15 protein-coding genes and 1 other annotated feature are annotated in these 17631 nt (G+C 40.5%); all 15 genes read left to right on the forward strand.

The features are described 5' to 3' along the window. Positions 1 to 74 precede the first annotated feature (74 nt). The gene (locus V2145_RS03460) at positions 75 to 569 is read left to right on the forward strand and encodes a DivIVA domain-containing protein (protein ID WP_061784809.1); all 495 of its coding nucleotides are present in this window, start codon (positions 75 to 77) and stop codon (positions 567 to 569) included. A gap of 68 nt (positions 570 to 637) precedes the next feature. Further along, positions 638 to 860 (forward strand) — a binding site (T-box leader). A gap of 72 nt (positions 861 to 932) precedes the next feature. Then, positions 933 to 3704, forward strand: a complete 2772-nt coding sequence (gene ileS / locus V2145_RS03465) for an isoleucine--tRNA ligase (RefSeq protein ID WP_210609859.1) — start codon at positions 933 to 935, stop codon at positions 3702 to 3704. A gap of 180 nt (positions 3705 to 3884) precedes the next feature. Continuing rightward, the gene (locus V2145_RS03470) at positions 3885 to 4178 is read left to right on the forward strand and encodes a conjugal transfer protein TraR (RefSeq protein ID WP_025909059.1); all 294 of its coding nucleotides are present in this window, start codon (positions 3885 to 3887) and stop codon (positions 4176 to 4178) included. A 79-nt stretch (positions 4179 to 4257) separates the two neighbouring features. Next, positions 4258 to 4728, forward strand: a complete 471-nt coding sequence (gene lspA, locus V2145_RS03475) for a signal peptidase II (RefSeq protein WP_094910597.1) — start codon at positions 4258 to 4260, stop codon at positions 4726 to 4728. Continuing rightward, positions 4725 to 5639: an RluA family pseudouridine synthase gene (locus V2145_RS03480; protein ID WP_131888222.1), complete on the forward strand. Its 915-nt coding sequence runs from the start codon at positions 4725 to 4727 to the stop codon at positions 5637 to 5639. Before lspA ends, V2145_RS03480 begins: the two co-directional genes overlap by 4 nt. Before the next feature lie 192 nt (positions 5640 to 5831). Continuing rightward, positions 5832 to 6374: a bifunctional pyr operon transcriptional regulator/uracil phosphoribosyltransferase PyrR gene (pyrR, locus tag V2145_RS03485; protein ID WP_094910595.1), complete on the forward strand. Its 543-nt coding sequence runs from the start codon at positions 5832 to 5834 to the stop codon at positions 6372 to 6374. A gap of 155 nt (positions 6375 to 6529) precedes the next feature. Beyond that, positions 6530 to 7840 (forward strand): uracil-xanthine permease family protein, encoded by a 1311-nt coding sequence (locus V2145_RS03490; RefSeq protein WP_131888221.1) that lies wholly within the window; start codon positions 6530 to 6532, stop codon positions 7838 to 7840. A gap of 237 nt (positions 7841 to 8077) precedes the next feature. Next, positions 8078 to 9016 (forward strand): aspartate carbamoyltransferase catalytic subunit, encoded by a 939-nt coding sequence (locus V2145_RS03495; RefSeq protein WP_094910593.1) that lies wholly within the window; start codon positions 8078 to 8080, stop codon positions 9014 to 9016. After that, positions 8979 to 10268 (forward strand): dihydroorotase, encoded by a 1290-nt coding sequence (locus V2145_RS03500; protein ID WP_094910592.1) that lies wholly within the window; start codon positions 8979 to 8981, stop codon positions 10266 to 10268. The genes V2145_RS03495 and V2145_RS03500 overlap by 38 nt, the downstream gene beginning before the upstream one ends. Beyond that, on the forward strand, positions 10253 to 11338 hold the full coding sequence (locus V2145_RS03505) for a carbamoyl phosphate synthase small subunit (RefSeq protein WP_131888220.1): 1086 nt from the start codon (positions 10253 to 10255) through the stop codon (positions 11336 to 11338). Before V2145_RS03500 ends, V2145_RS03505 begins: the two co-directional genes overlap by 16 nt. Beyond that, positions 11338 to 14550: a carbamoyl-phosphate synthase large subunit gene (gene carB / locus V2145_RS03510; RefSeq protein ID WP_131888219.1), complete on the forward strand. Its 3213-nt coding sequence runs from the start codon at positions 11338 to 11340 to the stop codon at positions 14548 to 14550. Before V2145_RS03505 ends, carB begins: the two co-directional genes overlap by 1 nt. Next, on the forward strand, positions 14547 to 15320 hold the full coding sequence (locus V2145_RS03515) for a dihydroorotate dehydrogenase electron transfer subunit (RefSeq protein WP_330987318.1): 774 nt from the start codon (positions 14547 to 14549) through the stop codon (positions 15318 to 15320). Before carB ends, V2145_RS03515 begins: the two co-directional genes overlap by 4 nt. After that, positions 15317 to 16258: a dihydroorotate dehydrogenase gene (locus tag V2145_RS03520; RefSeq protein ID WP_131888217.1), complete on the forward strand. Its 942-nt coding sequence runs from the start codon at positions 15317 to 15319 to the stop codon at positions 16256 to 16258. Before V2145_RS03515 ends, V2145_RS03520 begins: the two co-directional genes overlap by 4 nt. Next, a complete protein-coding gene (gene pyrF, locus V2145_RS03525) occupies positions 16230 to 16952 on the forward strand; it encodes an orotidine-5'-phosphate decarboxylase (protein ID WP_330987319.1) in 723 nt (240 codons plus the stop codon). The genes V2145_RS03520 and pyrF overlap by 29 nt, the downstream gene beginning before the upstream one ends. After that, positions 16949 to 17602 (forward strand): orotate phosphoribosyltransferase, encoded by a 654-nt coding sequence (gene pyrE, locus V2145_RS03530; protein WP_094910587.1) that lies wholly within the window; start codon positions 16949 to 16951, stop codon positions 17600 to 17602. The genes pyrF and pyrE overlap by 4 nt, the downstream gene beginning before the upstream one ends. Positions 17603 to 17631: the final 29 nt, after the last annotated feature.

Here is a 17631-nt window from a genome sequence, read left to right on the forward strand (position 1 = left end):
AAGCAGGAAATAACAGAAATATGTCGAATATTCCATTACAAACAATGTAATGAGACAACGTGGAGGTGGCCTACATGCCTTTAACCCCTTTAGATATTCATAACAAAGAATTTAATCGTGGGTTTCGTGGATATGATGAAGACCAGGTCAATGAATTTCTTGACCAAGTAATTAAGGATTACGAATTAATTATTCGTGAGAAAAAAGAATTAGAAGCGCGAGTAACTGAACTTACTGAAAAGGTAGGACATTTTACTAACATCGAAGAAACACTGAATAAATCAATTTTAATTGCTCAAGAAGCAGCAGAAGACGTAAAGCGAAATGCAGAAAAAGAAGCGAAGCTAATTGTAAAAGAAGCGGAAAAAAATGCTGATCGTATTATCAATGAAGCTTTATCAAAGTCTCGTAAAATTGCGATGGATATTGAAGAGACGAAAAAGCAGTCAAAAGTATTCCGTACTCGCTTTAAAATGTTAATTGAAGCTCAGTTAGAAATGTTAAATAGTGATGATTGGGATCAATTAATGGACTATGAAATGCCGGCGTTAGAAGAAAAAATCGACTAGTCAAGACAGAACCTTGACTTCTTTCGTTTTGTTGTCATATAATTTGGTAACAGATGAAATTTCATACGTATAGTACGGAGATAGGGACAGTAGTTTCTTGCATGATTACGTTTAGCGAACCGAGGGTGGTGAGAGCTCGGTCTAATCAAAGAAACGAATATCACCCTGGAGTATTGCTGCTGAAACGAAGTAAGCAGCGACGTGTTATTCACGTTACGAATGCTGAGAGGACAAGCGGAAGTGCAGTTTGTCTACAAGGGTGGTACCGCGGGAGACCTTCTCGTCCCTTTTTGGGATGAGAAGGTCTCTTTTTGTTGTAGCTATATACGGAATGAAATTTACGATTTTATGGAGGTTAGAACTTTGGAATATAAAGATACGTTATTAATGCCGAAAACAGAATTTCCTATGCGTGGAAATTTGCCAAATCGTGAGCCACAAATGCAAGAAAAGTGGGCAGAAATGGACATTTATGCAAAAGTTCAAAAGCGTACAGAAGGTCGTCCGTTATTCGTTTTACATGATGGCCCTCCTTATGCAAATGGTGATATTCACATGGGTCATGCACTGAATAAAATCTTAAAGGACTTTATCGTTCGCTATAAATCTATGTCAGGTTTTTGTGCACCTTATGTACCTGGTTGGGATACGCACGGTTTACCGATTGAAACAGCTTTAACAAAGAATAAAAAAGTTAACCGTAAAGAAATGAGCGTTGCTGAATTCCGTAAGCTTTGCGAACAGTACGCGTGGGAGCAAGTGGAAGGTCAGCGTGAACAGTTTAAACGTTTAGGTGTACGTGCTGATTGGGATAATCCTTATGTGACACTTCAGCCTGAATACGAAGCTCAGCAAATTAAAGTGTTTGGAGATATGGCGAAAAAAGGTTATATCTACAAAGGGCTAAAACCAGTTTATTGGTCTCCATCTAGTGAATCAGCGCTAGCAGAAGCTGAAATTGAATATTACGATAAGCGTTCTGCTTCTATTTACGTTGCGTTTAATGTAAAAGATGGTAAAGGCGTAGTGGAAAGCGATGAGAAATTTATCATCTGGACAACAACGCCATGGACAATGCCGGCAAACTTAGCTATCGCTGTAAACCCAGAGCTTCAATATAGCGTAGTGGCCGTAGATGGTGCTAAATACATCGTGGCATCAGAACTTGTTGAGACCGTTGCAAAAGAAATTGAATGGGTTGAATATGAAGTAGTGCGTACTATGAAAGGTGCTGAACTTGAGCACGTAGTAGCAGAACATCCAATTTACAAGCGTGATTCTCTACTCGTTTTAGGTGACCATGTTACAACTGATGCGGGTACTGGTTGTGTTCATACGGCTCCAGGACACGGGGAAGATGATTTTATTGTGGGTCAAAAATACGGTTTAGGTGTACTTTGTCCAGTTGACAGCAAAGGTCACATGACAGAGGAAGCACCTGGATTTGAAGGCTTATTCTATGACGAAGCAAACAAGCCAATTACAGAAAAACTTCAAGCCGAAGGCGCGCTGTTAAAGCTATCGTTTATCACGCATTCATATCCACATGACTGGCGTACGAAAAAGCCGACAATTTTCCGTGCAACAGCGCAATGGTTTGCATCAATTAAAGACTTCCGCAAAGAGTTATTAGAGGCAGTAGAAAAAACACAGTGGGTTCCTGCTTGGGGCGAAACGCGTCTTTATAACATGGTTCGTGATCGTGGAGACTGGTGTATTTCTCGTCAACGCGCATGGGGCGTACCAATTCCTGTGTTTTATGCTGAAAATGATGAGCCGATTATTACGGATGAGACAATTGAGCATGTATCAGAGCTTTTCCGTCAGCACGGTTCGAACATTTGGTTTGAGCGTGAAGCAAAAGATTTATTACCAGAAGGCTTTACTCATCCTGGTAGTCCAAACGGTCAGTTTACAAAAGAAACGGATATTATGGACGTATGGTTTGATTCTGGATCTTCTCACCAAGCTGTACTTGAAGAGCGTGAAGGGTTACAGCGTCCTGCTGACCTTTATTTAGAAGGATCTGACCAATATCGCGGTTGGTTTAACTCAAGTTTATCTACAAGCGTTGCTGTAACGGGTGAAGCACCTTATAAAGCCGTTTTAAGTCATGGTTTTGCTTTAGATGGTGAAGGTCGTAAAATGAGTAAATCACTTGGTAACACGGTTATTCCAGCTAAAGTTATGAAGCAGCTAGGTGCAGATATTCTACGCTTATGGGTAGCGTCTGTTGACTACCAGGCAGATGTACGCGTATCTGATAACATCTTGAAACAAGTAGCTGAAGTATATCGTAAAATTCGTAATACGTTCCGATTCCTATTAGGAAACCTGGCAGATTTCAATCCACAAACGGATGCAATTGCAGTAGAGCAGCTTCGCGAAGTGGATCGTTACATGCTAGTTAAGCTAAATAAATTAGTCGATAAAGTCAAAAAATCATACGATGCATATGAGTTCTCAAGTATTTATCATGCGGTTCATAATTTCTGTACAATTGATATGAGTTCGTTCTATTTAGATTTTGCAAAAGACGTATTATATATCGAAGGTGCAAACAACGTAGAACGTCGTAGCATTCAAACCGTTCTTTACGAAACGCTACTATCTCTAACAAAGTTAGTATCTCCAATCCTTTCTCATACAGCTGATGAGGTATGGGTTCACATTCCAAACGTAGAAGAAGAAAGCGTACAGCTAGTGGATATGCCAGAAGTGAAAGAGATTGCTGGTGCAGATGAGCTAGAGAAGAAGTGGGATGCGTTTATGGAACTACGTGATGAAGTGTTAAAAGCACTTGAACAAGCTCGTAATGAAAAGGTAATCGGAAAATCTCTTGAAGCGAAGTTGACTCTATACCCAAATGCTGAGACGAAGCAATTGTTAGCATCTATCTCAGAAAATGTAGGTCAATTGTTTATCGTTTCAGCCTTAGAGATTGCTGGTGACGTAGCAGATGCACCGGAAACTGCACAGCGCTTTGAGCATGCAGCAATCGCTGTAACACCTGCTGAGGGAGAAAAGTGTGAACGTTGTTGGACAGTTACAACAACAGTTGGTTCAGACTTAGCTCATCCAACATTATGTGCAAGATGTGCAGATGTTGTGAAAACGAACTACGTTCAGCAGTAAATGGAAAAAGCACGCTCTTTATGAGCGTGCTTTTTTTGAGGAGAAAAGACTGTACGAAATTCCCAACACCTATTGCTATTAGGTTTTTCAATGAAGGAAAAACTTGTCGTGTTGTATTCGTCCTCATATCGGTAACGATAAAATCAAGAAGATTGATTTCATCGATAAGGAGGCGGTTTAATGTACGAGCAGTACCTTTCAATTGGACAAGAACTATCAGTTATAAAGGAAGAACTACAAGAACGCCTAATTCAATATGATGGTAATACGAATGAGATGAAATATGAACCCTATAAAGAACGATATGTTATTGATATGATTAAAGCAGATTTAAAAGATGTAGAGCGAGCTTTAGCAAAGCTCGATGTTGGAGCGTTTGGAATAGATGAAAATACAGGTGAGCAAATGTGTATTCATAAATTAAAAGTTATTCCAACGGCCAGAACGGAACAAGATTTATTTGTTTTATGGTAAGAAGCGAGAAAAAATATAAAATGTATGCTAAAATGCTGTAGTATGGATTCGTTTGACTTTACGGCAGGAGGAAACGGCTTTGTTTTATTATATGATCGCTTTAGCTATTATTATTTTTGACCAGTTAACAAAGTGGATTGTAGTTAAAGAAATGGAACTTGGTGAAAGCATTCCGGTGGTTGAAAACTTTTTGTATATTACTTCACATCGAAACAGAGGAGCAGCTTGGGGCATCTTAGAGGGACAAATGTGGTTTTTTTATGCCATTACTGTTGTTGTTGTAATAGGGCTTATCGTGTATATTCGCAAAATAAATAAAGCGGATAAGTGGCTTGGAGTAGCGCTTGGACTAATGTTAGGTGGAGCAATAGGAAACTTTATTGACCGTGTTTTTCGCCAAGAAGTGGTGGATTTCGTTAATACATACATTTTCACATACGATTTTCCAATCTTTAACGTTGCGGATTCAGCATTGGTAGTCGGTGTTGGAATTATGTTTATCCTCACGTTATTTGAAGGAAAGCAAAAGAAGGAGAGCACGAAAGAATGAGCGTAGTTGAAATTATTATTGAAGAAGGACAAAAAAGTGAACGTATTGATAAGGTATTAGCAACTGCTAATGCAGAATGGTCACGTTCACAGGTTCAGCAGTGGATTAAAGATGAGTGTGCAAAAGTAAACGGCGATACGGTAAAAGGAAACTATAAATGTAAAGTTGGGGATGTTGTCACTTTAGAGGTTCCTGATTTAAAAGAACCAGATATTGTTGCTGAAGAAATGGATTTAGATATTTACTATGAAGATGAAGATGTGTTAGTCGTTAACAAGCCTAGAGGTATGGTTGTTCATCCAGCTCCAGGCCATTATACAGGAACCCTTGTAAACGGCTTAATGGCTCACTGCAAGGATTTATCCGGTATTAATGGAGTAACAAGACCAGGAATCGTACATCGTATTGATAAAGATACCTCTGGACTGCTAATGGTAGCAAAAAACGATATGGCTCATGAATCACTTGTAAATCAGCTTGTTGCTAAAACAGTAACGCGACGTTACAAGGCGATTGTACACGGCGTTATTCAACATGATCATGGTACAATTGATGCACCAATTGGCCGTGATAAGCAAGATCGTCAAAGCATGACCGTTACAGATGATAAATCTCGTGATGCCGTAACGCATTTTACAGTATTGGAACGTTTTAAAGATTTTTCTTTAGTGGAGTGTAAGCTTGAAACGGGAAGAACCCATCAAATTCGCGTTCATATGAAATACATTGGTTTTCCACTTGCAGGAGACCCAAAGTATGGACCGAAAAAGACGCTTCCTATTGAGGGACAAGTACTTCACGCTGGCGTTTTAGGCTTTGTACATCCTCGTACAAACGAGTATATCGAGTTTGAAGCACCTGTACCAAAAGTATTTGAAGAAATGCTGGAGCTACTTGAAAAAAGAAGTTGACAAGAAGTAAACAAACTGTCATACTGTAGATAACTTAATGAGAACCTTTAAAGACAGTCCCGTGAGGCTGAGAAGGAAACGTTCAAAAACGTGGGGTATTTCTACCCTTTTCTACAGATTAACGTAGACGTTTTAATCCTCTCACCTTAGCGGTAGAGGATTTTTTTATGTCACAATTGGGGTGAAGAACAGATGAATGTAAAAGCAACTGTACTAGATAACCAAGCAATTCGTCGCGCATTAACAAGAATCGCGCATGAGATTATTGAAAAGAATAAAGGGATTGATAACTGCGTCCTTGTTGGAATCAAGACGCGTGGAATTTATATAGCAAAGCGTCTAGCTGAGCGTATTGAACAAATTGAAGGAAAAACGCTACCAGTTGGAGAGCTAGATATTACGCTTTACCGAGATGATTTATCGAAAGTAACGAATAATGATGAGCCACTTGTAAAGGGATCGGATATCCCTACAGATATTACAAGCAAAAACGTCATATTGGTTGATGACGTATTGTATACGGGTCGTACGGTTCGTGCAGCTCTGGATGCGCTCATTGATATCGGCAGACCTGAGCTAATTCAGCTAGCTGTGCTTGTGGATCGAGGCCATCGAGAGCTTCCGATTCGTGCGGACTACGTTGGGAAAAACGTGCCAACAGCGAAGTCAGAAAAAATTGCCGTTCAATTAGCAGAAGTTGATGAACTGGACCAAGTAGCCATTTACGAAAAATAATATACACGCCCTTTTAAACGGTAGTCCCGTGAGGCTGCAAAAGGGGGAAACACTGCGTGAAGCAAATGATTTGTCATGTTGTTTTATGCTGTGGAAACCTCTTTGCGCACTTGTGTAAAGAGGTTTTTTTATGGGCGTAAAAGGAGAAGAGAAAAATGAAACAACAAATTATACTTGATATACACGATCGACCAAGTCCGGTAAAATGGTTAGCCCTTAGTATTCAGCACCTGTTTGCGATGTTTGGAGCAACGATTTTAGTTCCATTTCTAGTAGGATTAAGCCCAGCAGTAGCACTTGTATCAAGTGGAGTGGGGACCCTGGCATTTCTGCTAATTACGCGAGGGCAAGTACCGGCTTACCTTGGATCATCCTTTGCGTTTATCGCACCAATTATTTCAGCCAAAGCAACGCTTGGACCTGAACAGGCCATGGTAGGTTGTTTCCTAGCAGGGTTAGTATACGGAATTGTAGCTCTTGTTATTAAAGGAACAGGAATTAACTGGGTCATGAAGATATTGCCACCAATCGTAGTAGGACCCGTTATTATTGTAATTGGTTTGGGCTTAGCGAACACGGCTGTAAGCATGGCGATGAATGATGCTGATGGTAATTACAGCAGTCAATACCTGCTTGTAGCCCTTGTTACACTCGCTATTACGGTCATTTGCTCAGTATACTTTAAAAACATTATTAGCTTGATTCCAATCTTTATCGGAATTGTTGGAGGCTATCTTTTTGCCTATACACAAGGCTTAGTAAGCTTAAAAGAAGTAAAAGAAGCACCATTCATTGCAGTCCCAGATTTTTATATTCCATTCGTGTCCTACACGCCATCGATTTCGCTAGGCATTATTCTAGTCATGGTCCCTGTAGCTGTAGTGACGCTTTCAGAACATATTGGACATCTGCTGGTGTTAAATAAGATTGTGGATCGTAACTATATCGAAAAGCCAGGCTTGCATCGCACTGTGTTAGGTGATGGAGTTGCAACGATGCTTGCAGGCTTAATCGGAGGTCCTCCTAATACAACATACGGTGAAAACATCGGAGTACTTGCAATTACAAGAGTGTTTAGCGTCTTTGTACTAGGAGGAGCAGCGGTCATTGCCATCTTGTTTGGATTTAGTGGAAAAGTGACGGCGCTTATTTCAAGCGTACCTTCACCAGTCATGGGTGGTGTATCAATCCTCTTGTTTGGAATTATAGCTGCATCAGGGCTGCGCATGATGGTTGACGGACAGGTTGACCTTGGAGATAAACGCAACTTAGTCATCGCATCAATCATTCTCGTATTAGGAGTTGGGGGAGCACACCTTGAGCTTTCTGAACAAGTACAGATCGACGGAATGGCACTTGCAACGATTGTAGGAATCATCTTAAACCTTGTACTGCCAAAATCGAAAGAACAAGAAGCTGTGACTTCAGAAGTGGAAGAAATGCAAGGAAATCAAAAAATTTCATAAACGCCTTTTAAAAGAAATCCAGAGAGGTTTCCAAGGGTGTAGTACAGCGCGTCAAAGACGATGCTTGTTTTCTCACACCCTTTCTATATCAAGAGAGGGTGTTTTTTATTCCGCCTATACCGCTAAATAACATTTAACAAGTTTAACTAACAGACAGTAGAGATGAAGGAATTCTTCACTTAGGAAAGTTGAATGTTATAAAAAGTGAATGAGATGAAACAAATGGAGGGAATCGATATGAAACATTTAGTGACAGTCTCAACGCTAGAAGTAAATGAAATTCTACAAATCTTAAGCGATGCTGAAAACTATCGAATAAATAAAAAAGGGTGGTACCCAAAAGAAAAGATGTTTGTGGCAAACCTGTTTTTTGAAGCGAGCACAAGAACGCGCTGCAGTTTTGAAATGGCTGAGCAAAAGTTAGGATTAACAACCATTCCTTTTGAAGTGACAACGTCAAGTGTCCAAAAAGGAGAAACTCTTTATGACACCATTGAGACGCTAGCAGCAATTGGAGTCCAATCAGTGGTCATTCGTCATCCAGAAGATCGTTATTATGAAAAACTTCAAGAACAAGTATCGATTCCAATTCTTAATGCAGGAGATGGCTGTGGTCAACACCCAACGCAGAGCCTATTGGACTTACTCACGATTCAACAAGAGTTTGGATCTTTTAAAGGCTTAAAAATCGCCATTATGGGTGATTTGAGGCACAGCCGCGTTGCCCGCTCAAATGCTGAACTGTTAACAAAGCTAGGCGCAACGGTTTATTTCGCTGGACCAGAAGAGTGGCGGGATGAATCAAATCCATATGGTACATATATAGACGTGGATGAGGCTATACAAGCTGTTGATGTGGTGATGCTACTGCGGATTCAGTTTGAACGACATTCAAAAAGTAACTCTACTCTAGAGGAAGAATATCATAGCCGCTACGGTCTTACGATTGAGAGAGAGAAAAGAATGAAAGATGGCAGCATTATTTTACACCCAGCCCCAGTCAACCGTGGTGTAGAAATTGCAGATGAACTAGTTGAGTGTCAACGCTCAAGAATTTTCAAACAAATGGAAAATGGAGTTTACATCCGAATGGCTGTTTTAGCACGATCATTACAATCAGTTGAAAGGGGAATGAACAATGAAAACAATCATCAAAAATGCTACATGGTTAACTGAGGGAAAGCGTGAAAGAATTGAATTAAAGATTGAAAATGGCATAATCACTGAAATTGCAAACGAGATTCCCGCAGCGGATGAAAAAATTATTGATGCAAACGGTCATTTAGTAGCACCAGGGTTTATCGATGTACATGTTCATTTAAGAGAACCGGGTGGGGAAAAGAAAGAAACGATTGCAACTGGAACATTAGCAGCTGCCAAAGGTGGATTTACAGCAATTGCAGCTATGCCAAATACGCGTCCAGTACCAGATACTGTTGAACAAATGGAATGGCTGAATAAACGAATTGAAGAAACGGCTCACGTACGTGTGCTACCTTATGCATCCATTACAACTCGTCAGCTTGGAAAAGATCTTACAAACTTTGAAGGGCTAAAAGAAGCAGGAGCGTTTGCTTTTACAGATGATGGCGTAGGTGTTCAGTCAACAGGAAAGATGCTAGAAGCAATGAAAAAAGCTGCTGAGCTAGATAAAGCAATTGTTGCACACTGTGAAGATAATGAACTGATTAACAAAGGGTGTGTGCATGACGGAAAGTTTGCAAAAGAGCACGGGCTTAACGGAATTCCATCCATTTGTGAAGCTGTACAGATTGCAAGAGATGTTCTATTAGCGGAAGAAGCAGGTTGTCACTACCATGTATGTCATGTAAGTACAAAAGAGTCCATTCGTACAATTCGCGATGCGAAAAAAGCAGGTATTCGAGTAACTGCCGAAGTAACGCCGCATCATCTGCTATTAAGCGAAGATGATATTCCAGCGCTTGATGCTAACTTCAAAATGAATCCACCGCTTCGCGGAAAAGAAGATCAAAAAGCGTTAATTGAAGCATTATTAGACGGGACGCTTGACTTTATTGCAACAGATCACGCGCCGCATACGGCTGAGGAAAAAGCGGAAGGAATGGAGCTTGCTCCGTTTGGAATTGTTGGGCTTGAAACAGCGTTCCCCCTTCTTTATACAAACTTAGTTTTAAAAGGAGTCATTACGTTAGAGCAGCTCATCTCGTACTTAACGAACAAGCCAGCAGAAACATTTAAGCTTCCATACGGAACGCTTGAAGTTGGAAAGCCAGCAGATTTGACGCTCATTGATTTAGAAACAGAAAGAAAGATTGACCCAGAAGAATTTGTATCAAAAGGTAAAAATACACCATTTGCAAACTGGCCTTGCAAGGGTTGGCCAGTCATGACATTAGTAGAAGGTAAACAAGTATGGGAGGATGTTAAAGTATGCAACGTCAACTAATTTTAGAAGATGGAACAGTATTTATTGGGGAAGGATTTGGGAGCGAAAGAGAGATGACGGGAGAAGTTGTCTTTAATACAGGAATGACGGGATATCAAGAGATTCTATCAGATCCCTCTTACTGCGCGCAAATCGTCACTTTAACATATCCTATGATTGGAAATTACGGAATTAACCGCGATGATTTTGAATCGATTGAACCAGCTGTGCACGGTTTAATTGTTAAAGAAGTTTGCGAAGTTCCATCAAATTTCAGAAGTGAACTTTCAGTTGATGAGTTTTTAAAACAAAAAGACATTCCGGGTTTAGCTGGAATTGATACGCGCAAACTAACGCGTAAAATTCGTCAATACGGCACGCTTCGTGGTCGAGTATGTGGGACGGATGTGAACGTAGAAGAAGTAGTTGCAAGTCTTAAAAGCTACAGCTTGCCAACAGATTCAGTTGAAAAAGTATCAACAACAAATGCATATCCAAGTCCAGGACGCGGTCAAAAAGTAGTACTAGTTGACTATGGAATGAAGCACGGTATTCTTAGAGAATTAACGGCTCGCCAGTGTGACGTTATCGTAGTCCCTTACAATGTGACTGCAGAAGAGATTCTTCGCTTGAACCCAGATGGAATCATGCTTAGCAACGGGCCTGGAGACCCAAAAGATGTGCCGGAAGCTATCGATATGATTAACGGGATTTTAGGGAAAGTACCTCTGTTCGGAATTTGCTTAGGACATCAATTGTTTTCATTAGCCTGCGGAGCAGATACAGAGAAAATGAAGTTTGGTCATAGAGGTTCTAACCACCCTGTAAAAGATTTACGAACAAATAAAGTTGCTCTTACTTCTCAAAATCACGGCTATACGGTACGTGAAGCATCACTAGAAAATACGGATTTAGAAATTACGCATATCGCGTTAAATGATGGAACAGTTGAAGGAGTTAAGCATACGAAGTATCCAGCGTTTACTGTACAATATCATCCAGAAGCATCACCTGGACCAGAGGACGCAAACGGATTATTTAATGAGTTTATGGAGCTTATGAAAAACAATCAGAAAGTAGGTAATTGCTAATGCCAAAACGTCAAGATATTCAAACTATTTTAGTAATCGGATCAGGTCCAATCGTCATTGGGCAAGCAGCAGAATTTGATTATGCGGGTGCACAAGCATGTATTGCATTAAAAGAAGAAGGATACAAAGTTATTCTTGTAAACTCTAATCCTGCAACGATTATGACAGATTCCGAAATGGCAGATAAAGTATATATCGAACCTCTAACGGTTGAATTTGTAAGTTCAATTATTCGCAAAGAGCGCCCGGATGCTTTACTTCCAACACTTGGAGGTCAAACGGGTCTAAACTTAGCTGTGGAGCTACACAACACAGGCATTTTAGAAGAATTTAATGTTGAAATTCTTGGTACAAAGCTGTCAGCTATCGAACAAGCAGAAGATCGTGAGCAGTTCCGCTCTCTAATGAACGAGTTAAACCAGCCCGTTCCAGCAAGCGAAATTATCCATACGCTTGACGAAGCATATTCATTTGTTGAAGAAGTAGATTATCCGGTTATTGTTCGCCCAGCATACACGTTAGGTGGAACAGGCGGCGGTATTTGCCACAACGAACAAGAACTCATTGAAATTGTTACAAGCGGTTTGAAGCACAGTCCGGTAACGCAATGTCTGTTAGAAAAAAGTATCGCTGGATTTAAGGAAATCGAATATGAAGTAATGCGTGATGCAAACGATAATGCGATTGTTGTATGTAATATGGAAAACTTTGATCCAGTAGGGATTCATACGGGTGATTCGATCGTTGTAGCACCGAGTCAAACGTTAAGCGATCGCGAATACCAGCTGTTACGAAATGCTTCACTAACAATTATTAGAGCATTAAAAATTGAAGGTGGATGTAACGTGCAGCTAGCGCTTGATCCAGAAAGCTTTCAATATTATGTCATTGAAGTAAATCCACGTGTAAGCCGTTCTTCAGCACTTGCATCGAAAGCAACGGGATACCCAATTGCAAAGCTAGCCGCTAAAATTGCTGTTGGATTAACTCTAGATGAAATGATGAATCCTGTTACAGGAAAAACGTATGCATGCTTTGAACCAGCGCTTGATTACATCGTATCAAAAATTCCACGCTGGCCGTTTGATAAATTTGAATCAGCTAATCGTAAGCTTGGAACACAAATGAAAGCAACAGGCGAAGTAATGGCAATTGGCCGTACGTTCGAAGAGTCACTTTTAAAAGCAGTTCGTTCACTAGAAGCAAATGTTCATCACTTAGAGCTTAAAGATGCGCATGAGTTTAGTGATGAAATCATCGAAAAAAGAATTCGTAAAGCAGGCGATGAGCGTTTATTCTATATCGCTGAAGCAATTCGCCGCGGTGTAACAATTGAACAGATTCACGATTGGAGCAAAATTGACTTATTCTTCTTAGTAAAGCTTGAACGAGTAATTCGATTTGAATCTGTGCTAAAAGAAGAGGTTCATAATATTGAAGTGTTACAGAAAGCAAAAGAAATGGGATTTGCGGATGATACCATTGCAAAGCTATGGAATCAATCAGAGCGTGAAGTATATGATTTCCGCAAGCAAAACGGCGTAACACCAGTTTATAAAACAGTTGATACATGCGCAGCAGAGTTTGAATCAAGCACACCTTACTTCTACGGAACGTTTGAAGAGGAAAATGAGTCAATCGTAACAGATCGCAAGAGCGTGATGGTGTTAGGCTCTGGTCCGATTCGTATCGGTCAAGGAATTGAGTTCGACTATGCAACGGTACATTCCGTATGGGCCATTAAAGAGGCTGGTTACGAAGCAATCATCGTTAACAATAATCCAGAAACGGTTTCAACTGACTTTAGTATCTCAGATAAATTGTACTTTGAGCCGCTTACAGTAGAAGATGTAATGCATATTATCGACTTAGAAAAACCAGAAGGTGTGGTTGTTCAGTTCGGTGGACAAACAGCTATCAATCTAGCAGAAGAGCTTGCAGCAAGAGGTGTAAAAATCTTAGGAACATCTCTAGAAAGCTTAGACGCAGCCGAAGATCGTAAAAAGTTTGAAGCAACGCTTGCTCGATTAGATGTACCACAACCTTTAGGCAAAACCGTAACTTCAGTTGAAGAAGCGGTCGTTGTTGCAAGTGAAATCGGCTATCCAGTTCTTGTTCGTCCTTCTTATGTACTCGGTGGACGTGCAATGGAAATTGTATACAAAGAAGAAGAGCTGCTACATTATATGAAAAATGCAGTAAAAGTACACGCAGATCATCCTGTTTTAATCGACCGTTACTTAACAGGGAAAGAGATTGAAGTAGATGCAATTTCTGATGGTGAAACAGTGGTTATTCCAGGAATTATGGAGCATGTAGAGCGCGCGGGTGTCCACTCAGGAGATTCAATTGCAGTATATCCTCCTCAAACACTGTCAGAGGAAGTAAAAAGCACAATTATCGACTATACAACAAGAATTGCGAAAGGCTTGAACATTATTGGACTACTGAACATCCAGTTTGTTCTATCAAAAGGTGAGGTTTATGTACTAGAAGTAAACCCACGTTCAAGTCGTACGGTACCGTTCTTAAGTAAAATTACGCGCATTCCAATGGCTAACGTTGCAACAAAAGTCATTTTAGGAACAAGCCTAAAAGATCTCGGCTACGAGTCAGGCTTACACCCAGAAGAAGAAGGCGTATATGTAAAAGTACCGGTGTTCTCATTTGCAAAGCTACGCCGTGTTGATATTACGCTTGGACCAGAAATGAAGTCAACGGGTGAAGTAATGGGGCAAGACTCTACGTATGAGAAAGCTCTTTATAAAGGCTTAATCGCGTCAGGAATGTCAATCAAGCCATACGGCTCAGTACTGATGACCGTATCAGATAAAGACAAAGAGGAAGCAACAGAGCTTGCAAAACGATTTGCAAATATCGGTTATCAAGTTATTGCAACAGAAGGAACAGCTGAAGTGTTTGAGAAAGAAAATATCCGCGTGAAAGTTGTGAACAAAATTCACGACCAAGATCATAATCTATTGGATGTCATTCGAACAGGTGAAGCACAGCTTGTGGTTAATACGTTAACAAAAGGTAAGCAGCCAGCTCGTGATGGATTTAAAATTCGCCGTGAAGCGGTTGAAAATGGCGTACCTTGTTTAACATCACTAGATACAGCTGAAGCAATTCTACGCGTGCTTGAAACAATTAGTTTCCACACTGTACCGATGAAAGAAGCGCGTCCAGCTCGTGAGGTGACAACTGTATGAACAAACATGAAATGATGCAAGTCGTCAAACAGCGTCCTTTAACTCATAACGTTTACGAATTAACACTGAAAGGCGAGCTTGTTCGTTTCATGAATGAGCCTGGTCAGTTCGTTCACATTCGCGTTGAAAATCAGTATTTGCCTCTTTTAAGAAGGCCGATTAGCATCGCTGAAATTAATCAAGATGCAAATGAGTTTAAGATGATTTATCGTGCGGAAGGTGCGGGAACAAAGCTGCTTGCTAGCAAGCAATCAGGCGAAGCAGTAGATGTGTTAGGACCTTTAGGTCACGGGTTTCCAACAGATGTACTAGAAAGTGGGAAAACAGCTGTATTGGTAGGTGGAGGAATTGGAGTTCCTCCTCTATACGAGCTGTCCAAACGATTAACAGCAAAAGGAATTAAGGTTGTTCATATACTAGGCTTTCAGTCAGCTGCTGATGTCTTTTATGAAAAAGAATTTAACGAGCTAGGAGATACGCATATTGCAACGGTAGATGGAACGTGGGGAATAAAAGGGTTTGTGACGGATATAATCGATCAGCTTCAGCTGCCGTACGATACGATGTTCTCTTGTGGCCCAACGCCTATGCTACGTGCTTTAGAAGCAAACTATAGCGATAAGCCCCTTTATATTTCATTAGAGGAAAGAATGGGTTGTGGAATTGGAGCTTGTTTTGCATGTGTCTGTCGTCAAAATGAAGAGTCTAATGCATATAAGAAAATTTGTAGTGATGGACCGGTTTTCCAAGCAGGGGAGGTGCTTTTATGAACATGCTTCAAACGACATTACCAGGCCTAGATTTAAAAAATCCCATCATGCCAGCTTCAGGATGCTTTGGGTTTGGAAGAGAGTATGCACAGTTTTATTCATTGGATACGCTTGGAGCTATTATGATTAAGGCTACAACTGCGGAAACAAGGTTTGGAAATCCAACACCACGCGTTGCAGAAACGCAGGCAGGGATGCTCAATGCAATCGGATTACAAAACCCAGGGTTAGAAAAAGTCATGTCAGAAGAATTAGTTTGGCTCCAAAAATATGATGTACCCATTATTGCAAACGTGGCAGGTGCATCTGTTGAAGAGTATGTCGAAGTGGCAAAGACAATTTCAACTGCTTCGAATGTAAAAGCATTGGAATTAAATATTTCATGTCCGAACGTAAAAGAAGGTGGTATCGCCTTTGGTGTTGATCCAGTAATTGCTGCGCGCTTAACAAAAGCAGTAAAAGAGGTATCAGAAGTGCCTGTATACGTTAAATTATCTCCCAACGTGTCAAACATTGTAGAAATGGCTACAGCTGTAGAAGCAGCGGGAGCAGATGGTTTAACAATGATTAATACGCTTTTGGGAATGCGTCTTGATTTGAAAACAGCACAGCCAGTGCTAGCGAATGGAACTGGGGGATTATCAGGTCCGGCAATTAAGCCAGTAGCTATTCGCATGGTCCATGAAGTGAGTCAAAAAGTAAACATTCCAATCATCGGAATGGGCGGAGTGACAACGGCTGAAGATGCGCTAGAATTCTTATACGCAGGTGCGAGCGCAGTTGCAGTAGGAACAGCAAACTTTGTAGATCCTTACGTCTGCCCAACTATAATCGATGAGTTGCCAAAATTAATTAATTCTTTAGGGTATGAACATGTATCTGAATGTGTAGGAAGGAGCTGGAAAAATTATGAAAAAGCCGTTTATCATTGCTCTTGATTTTTCATCACTGCATGATGTGAAGAAATTTTTAACATCGTTTGAGGGAGAATCTCTTTATGTGAAAGTGGGAATGGAGCTTTTCTATAAAGAAGGATTAGCAATTATTTCTTATCTGAAAGAGCAAGGGCATGAAATTTTTCTAGACTTAAAGCTTCATGATATTCCAAACACAGTAAAAAATGGAATGAAATCATTGGCTTCTCTAGACGTTGATCTAGTAAACGTTCATGCAGCTGGAGGTACACATATGATGCAATCGGCTATTGAAGGGCTGGAAGCAGGCACTTCTGTTGGTAAACAGCGCCCGCTATGTATCGCAGTGACTCAGCTCACAAGCACATCAGATACGATGTTGAAAGAGCAGCAGCTTATTACACATTCAATGCAAGAAGTTGTAACACATTATGCTTCTCTTGCTCATCAAAGCAAATTAGATGGTGTGGTCTGCTCAACTCATGAAGTGCCAAGTATAAGTAAGGCTGTAGGTGAATCTTTTTTAACCGTAACGCCTGGAATTCGAATGGCGCTTGATTCAAATGATGATCAAGTACGAGTAGCAACACCTGAGCTTGCGAGAGAGTATGGAGCAAGTGCTATTGTAGTAGGGCGCTCTGTGACAAACGCAAGGAATCCAGTAGAAGTTTATTATCAAATGTTAAAGCAATGGAAAGGGGAGCATGTATCACAATGACAAACTTACGAAAAGAAATCGCAAAACAACTAATTGATATCGAGGCAGTTAGCCTTCAGCCAGATCACCCATTTACTTGGGCTTCTGGAATTAAATCTCCCATCTATTGTGATAATCGTCTAACGCTATCTTATCCAGGCGTTCGAAAAGAAATTGCTAAAGGTTTACAAAGTTTGATTAAAACATATTTTGCAAATGCAGAAGTAATTGCAGGAACAGCAACGGCTGGAATTCCACACGCAGCGTGGGTGAGCGAAGCGCTGGAGTTACCAATGTGCTATGTGCGCAGTAAAGCGAAGGGGCATGGTCGCGGCAATCAAATTGAAGGAAAAGTAAAAGCAGGTCAAAAGGTTGTTGTAATTGAAGATTTAATTTCAACTGGAGGCAGTGTTTTAACAGCAGTGAATGCGTTAAAAGAACAAGGTTGTAACGTACTCGGTGTCGTATCTATCTTTACATACGAACTGGAAAAAGCGCGCCAATTATTTAAAGAAGAAGGTTTGCAAGTTTACTCTTTAACGGATTATTCAACGCTTGTAGAAGCGGCAAGTGAAGCAGGGTACATTCAAGAAGGTGCAATGAAAAAGCTCTTTAAGTGGAGAGAGAATCCTTCGGATCCAGCTTGGATGACAGCTGAAGAAACAGTTTAAGCTAAATAAAAAAGCGTGTCCAAGGTAAA

Source organism: Priestia sp. GS2 (assembly GCF_036409025.1).
In the GTDB taxonomy this organism is placed as follows: Bacteria; Bacillota; Bacilli; order Bacillales; family Bacillaceae_H; genus Priestia; species Priestia aryabhattai_A.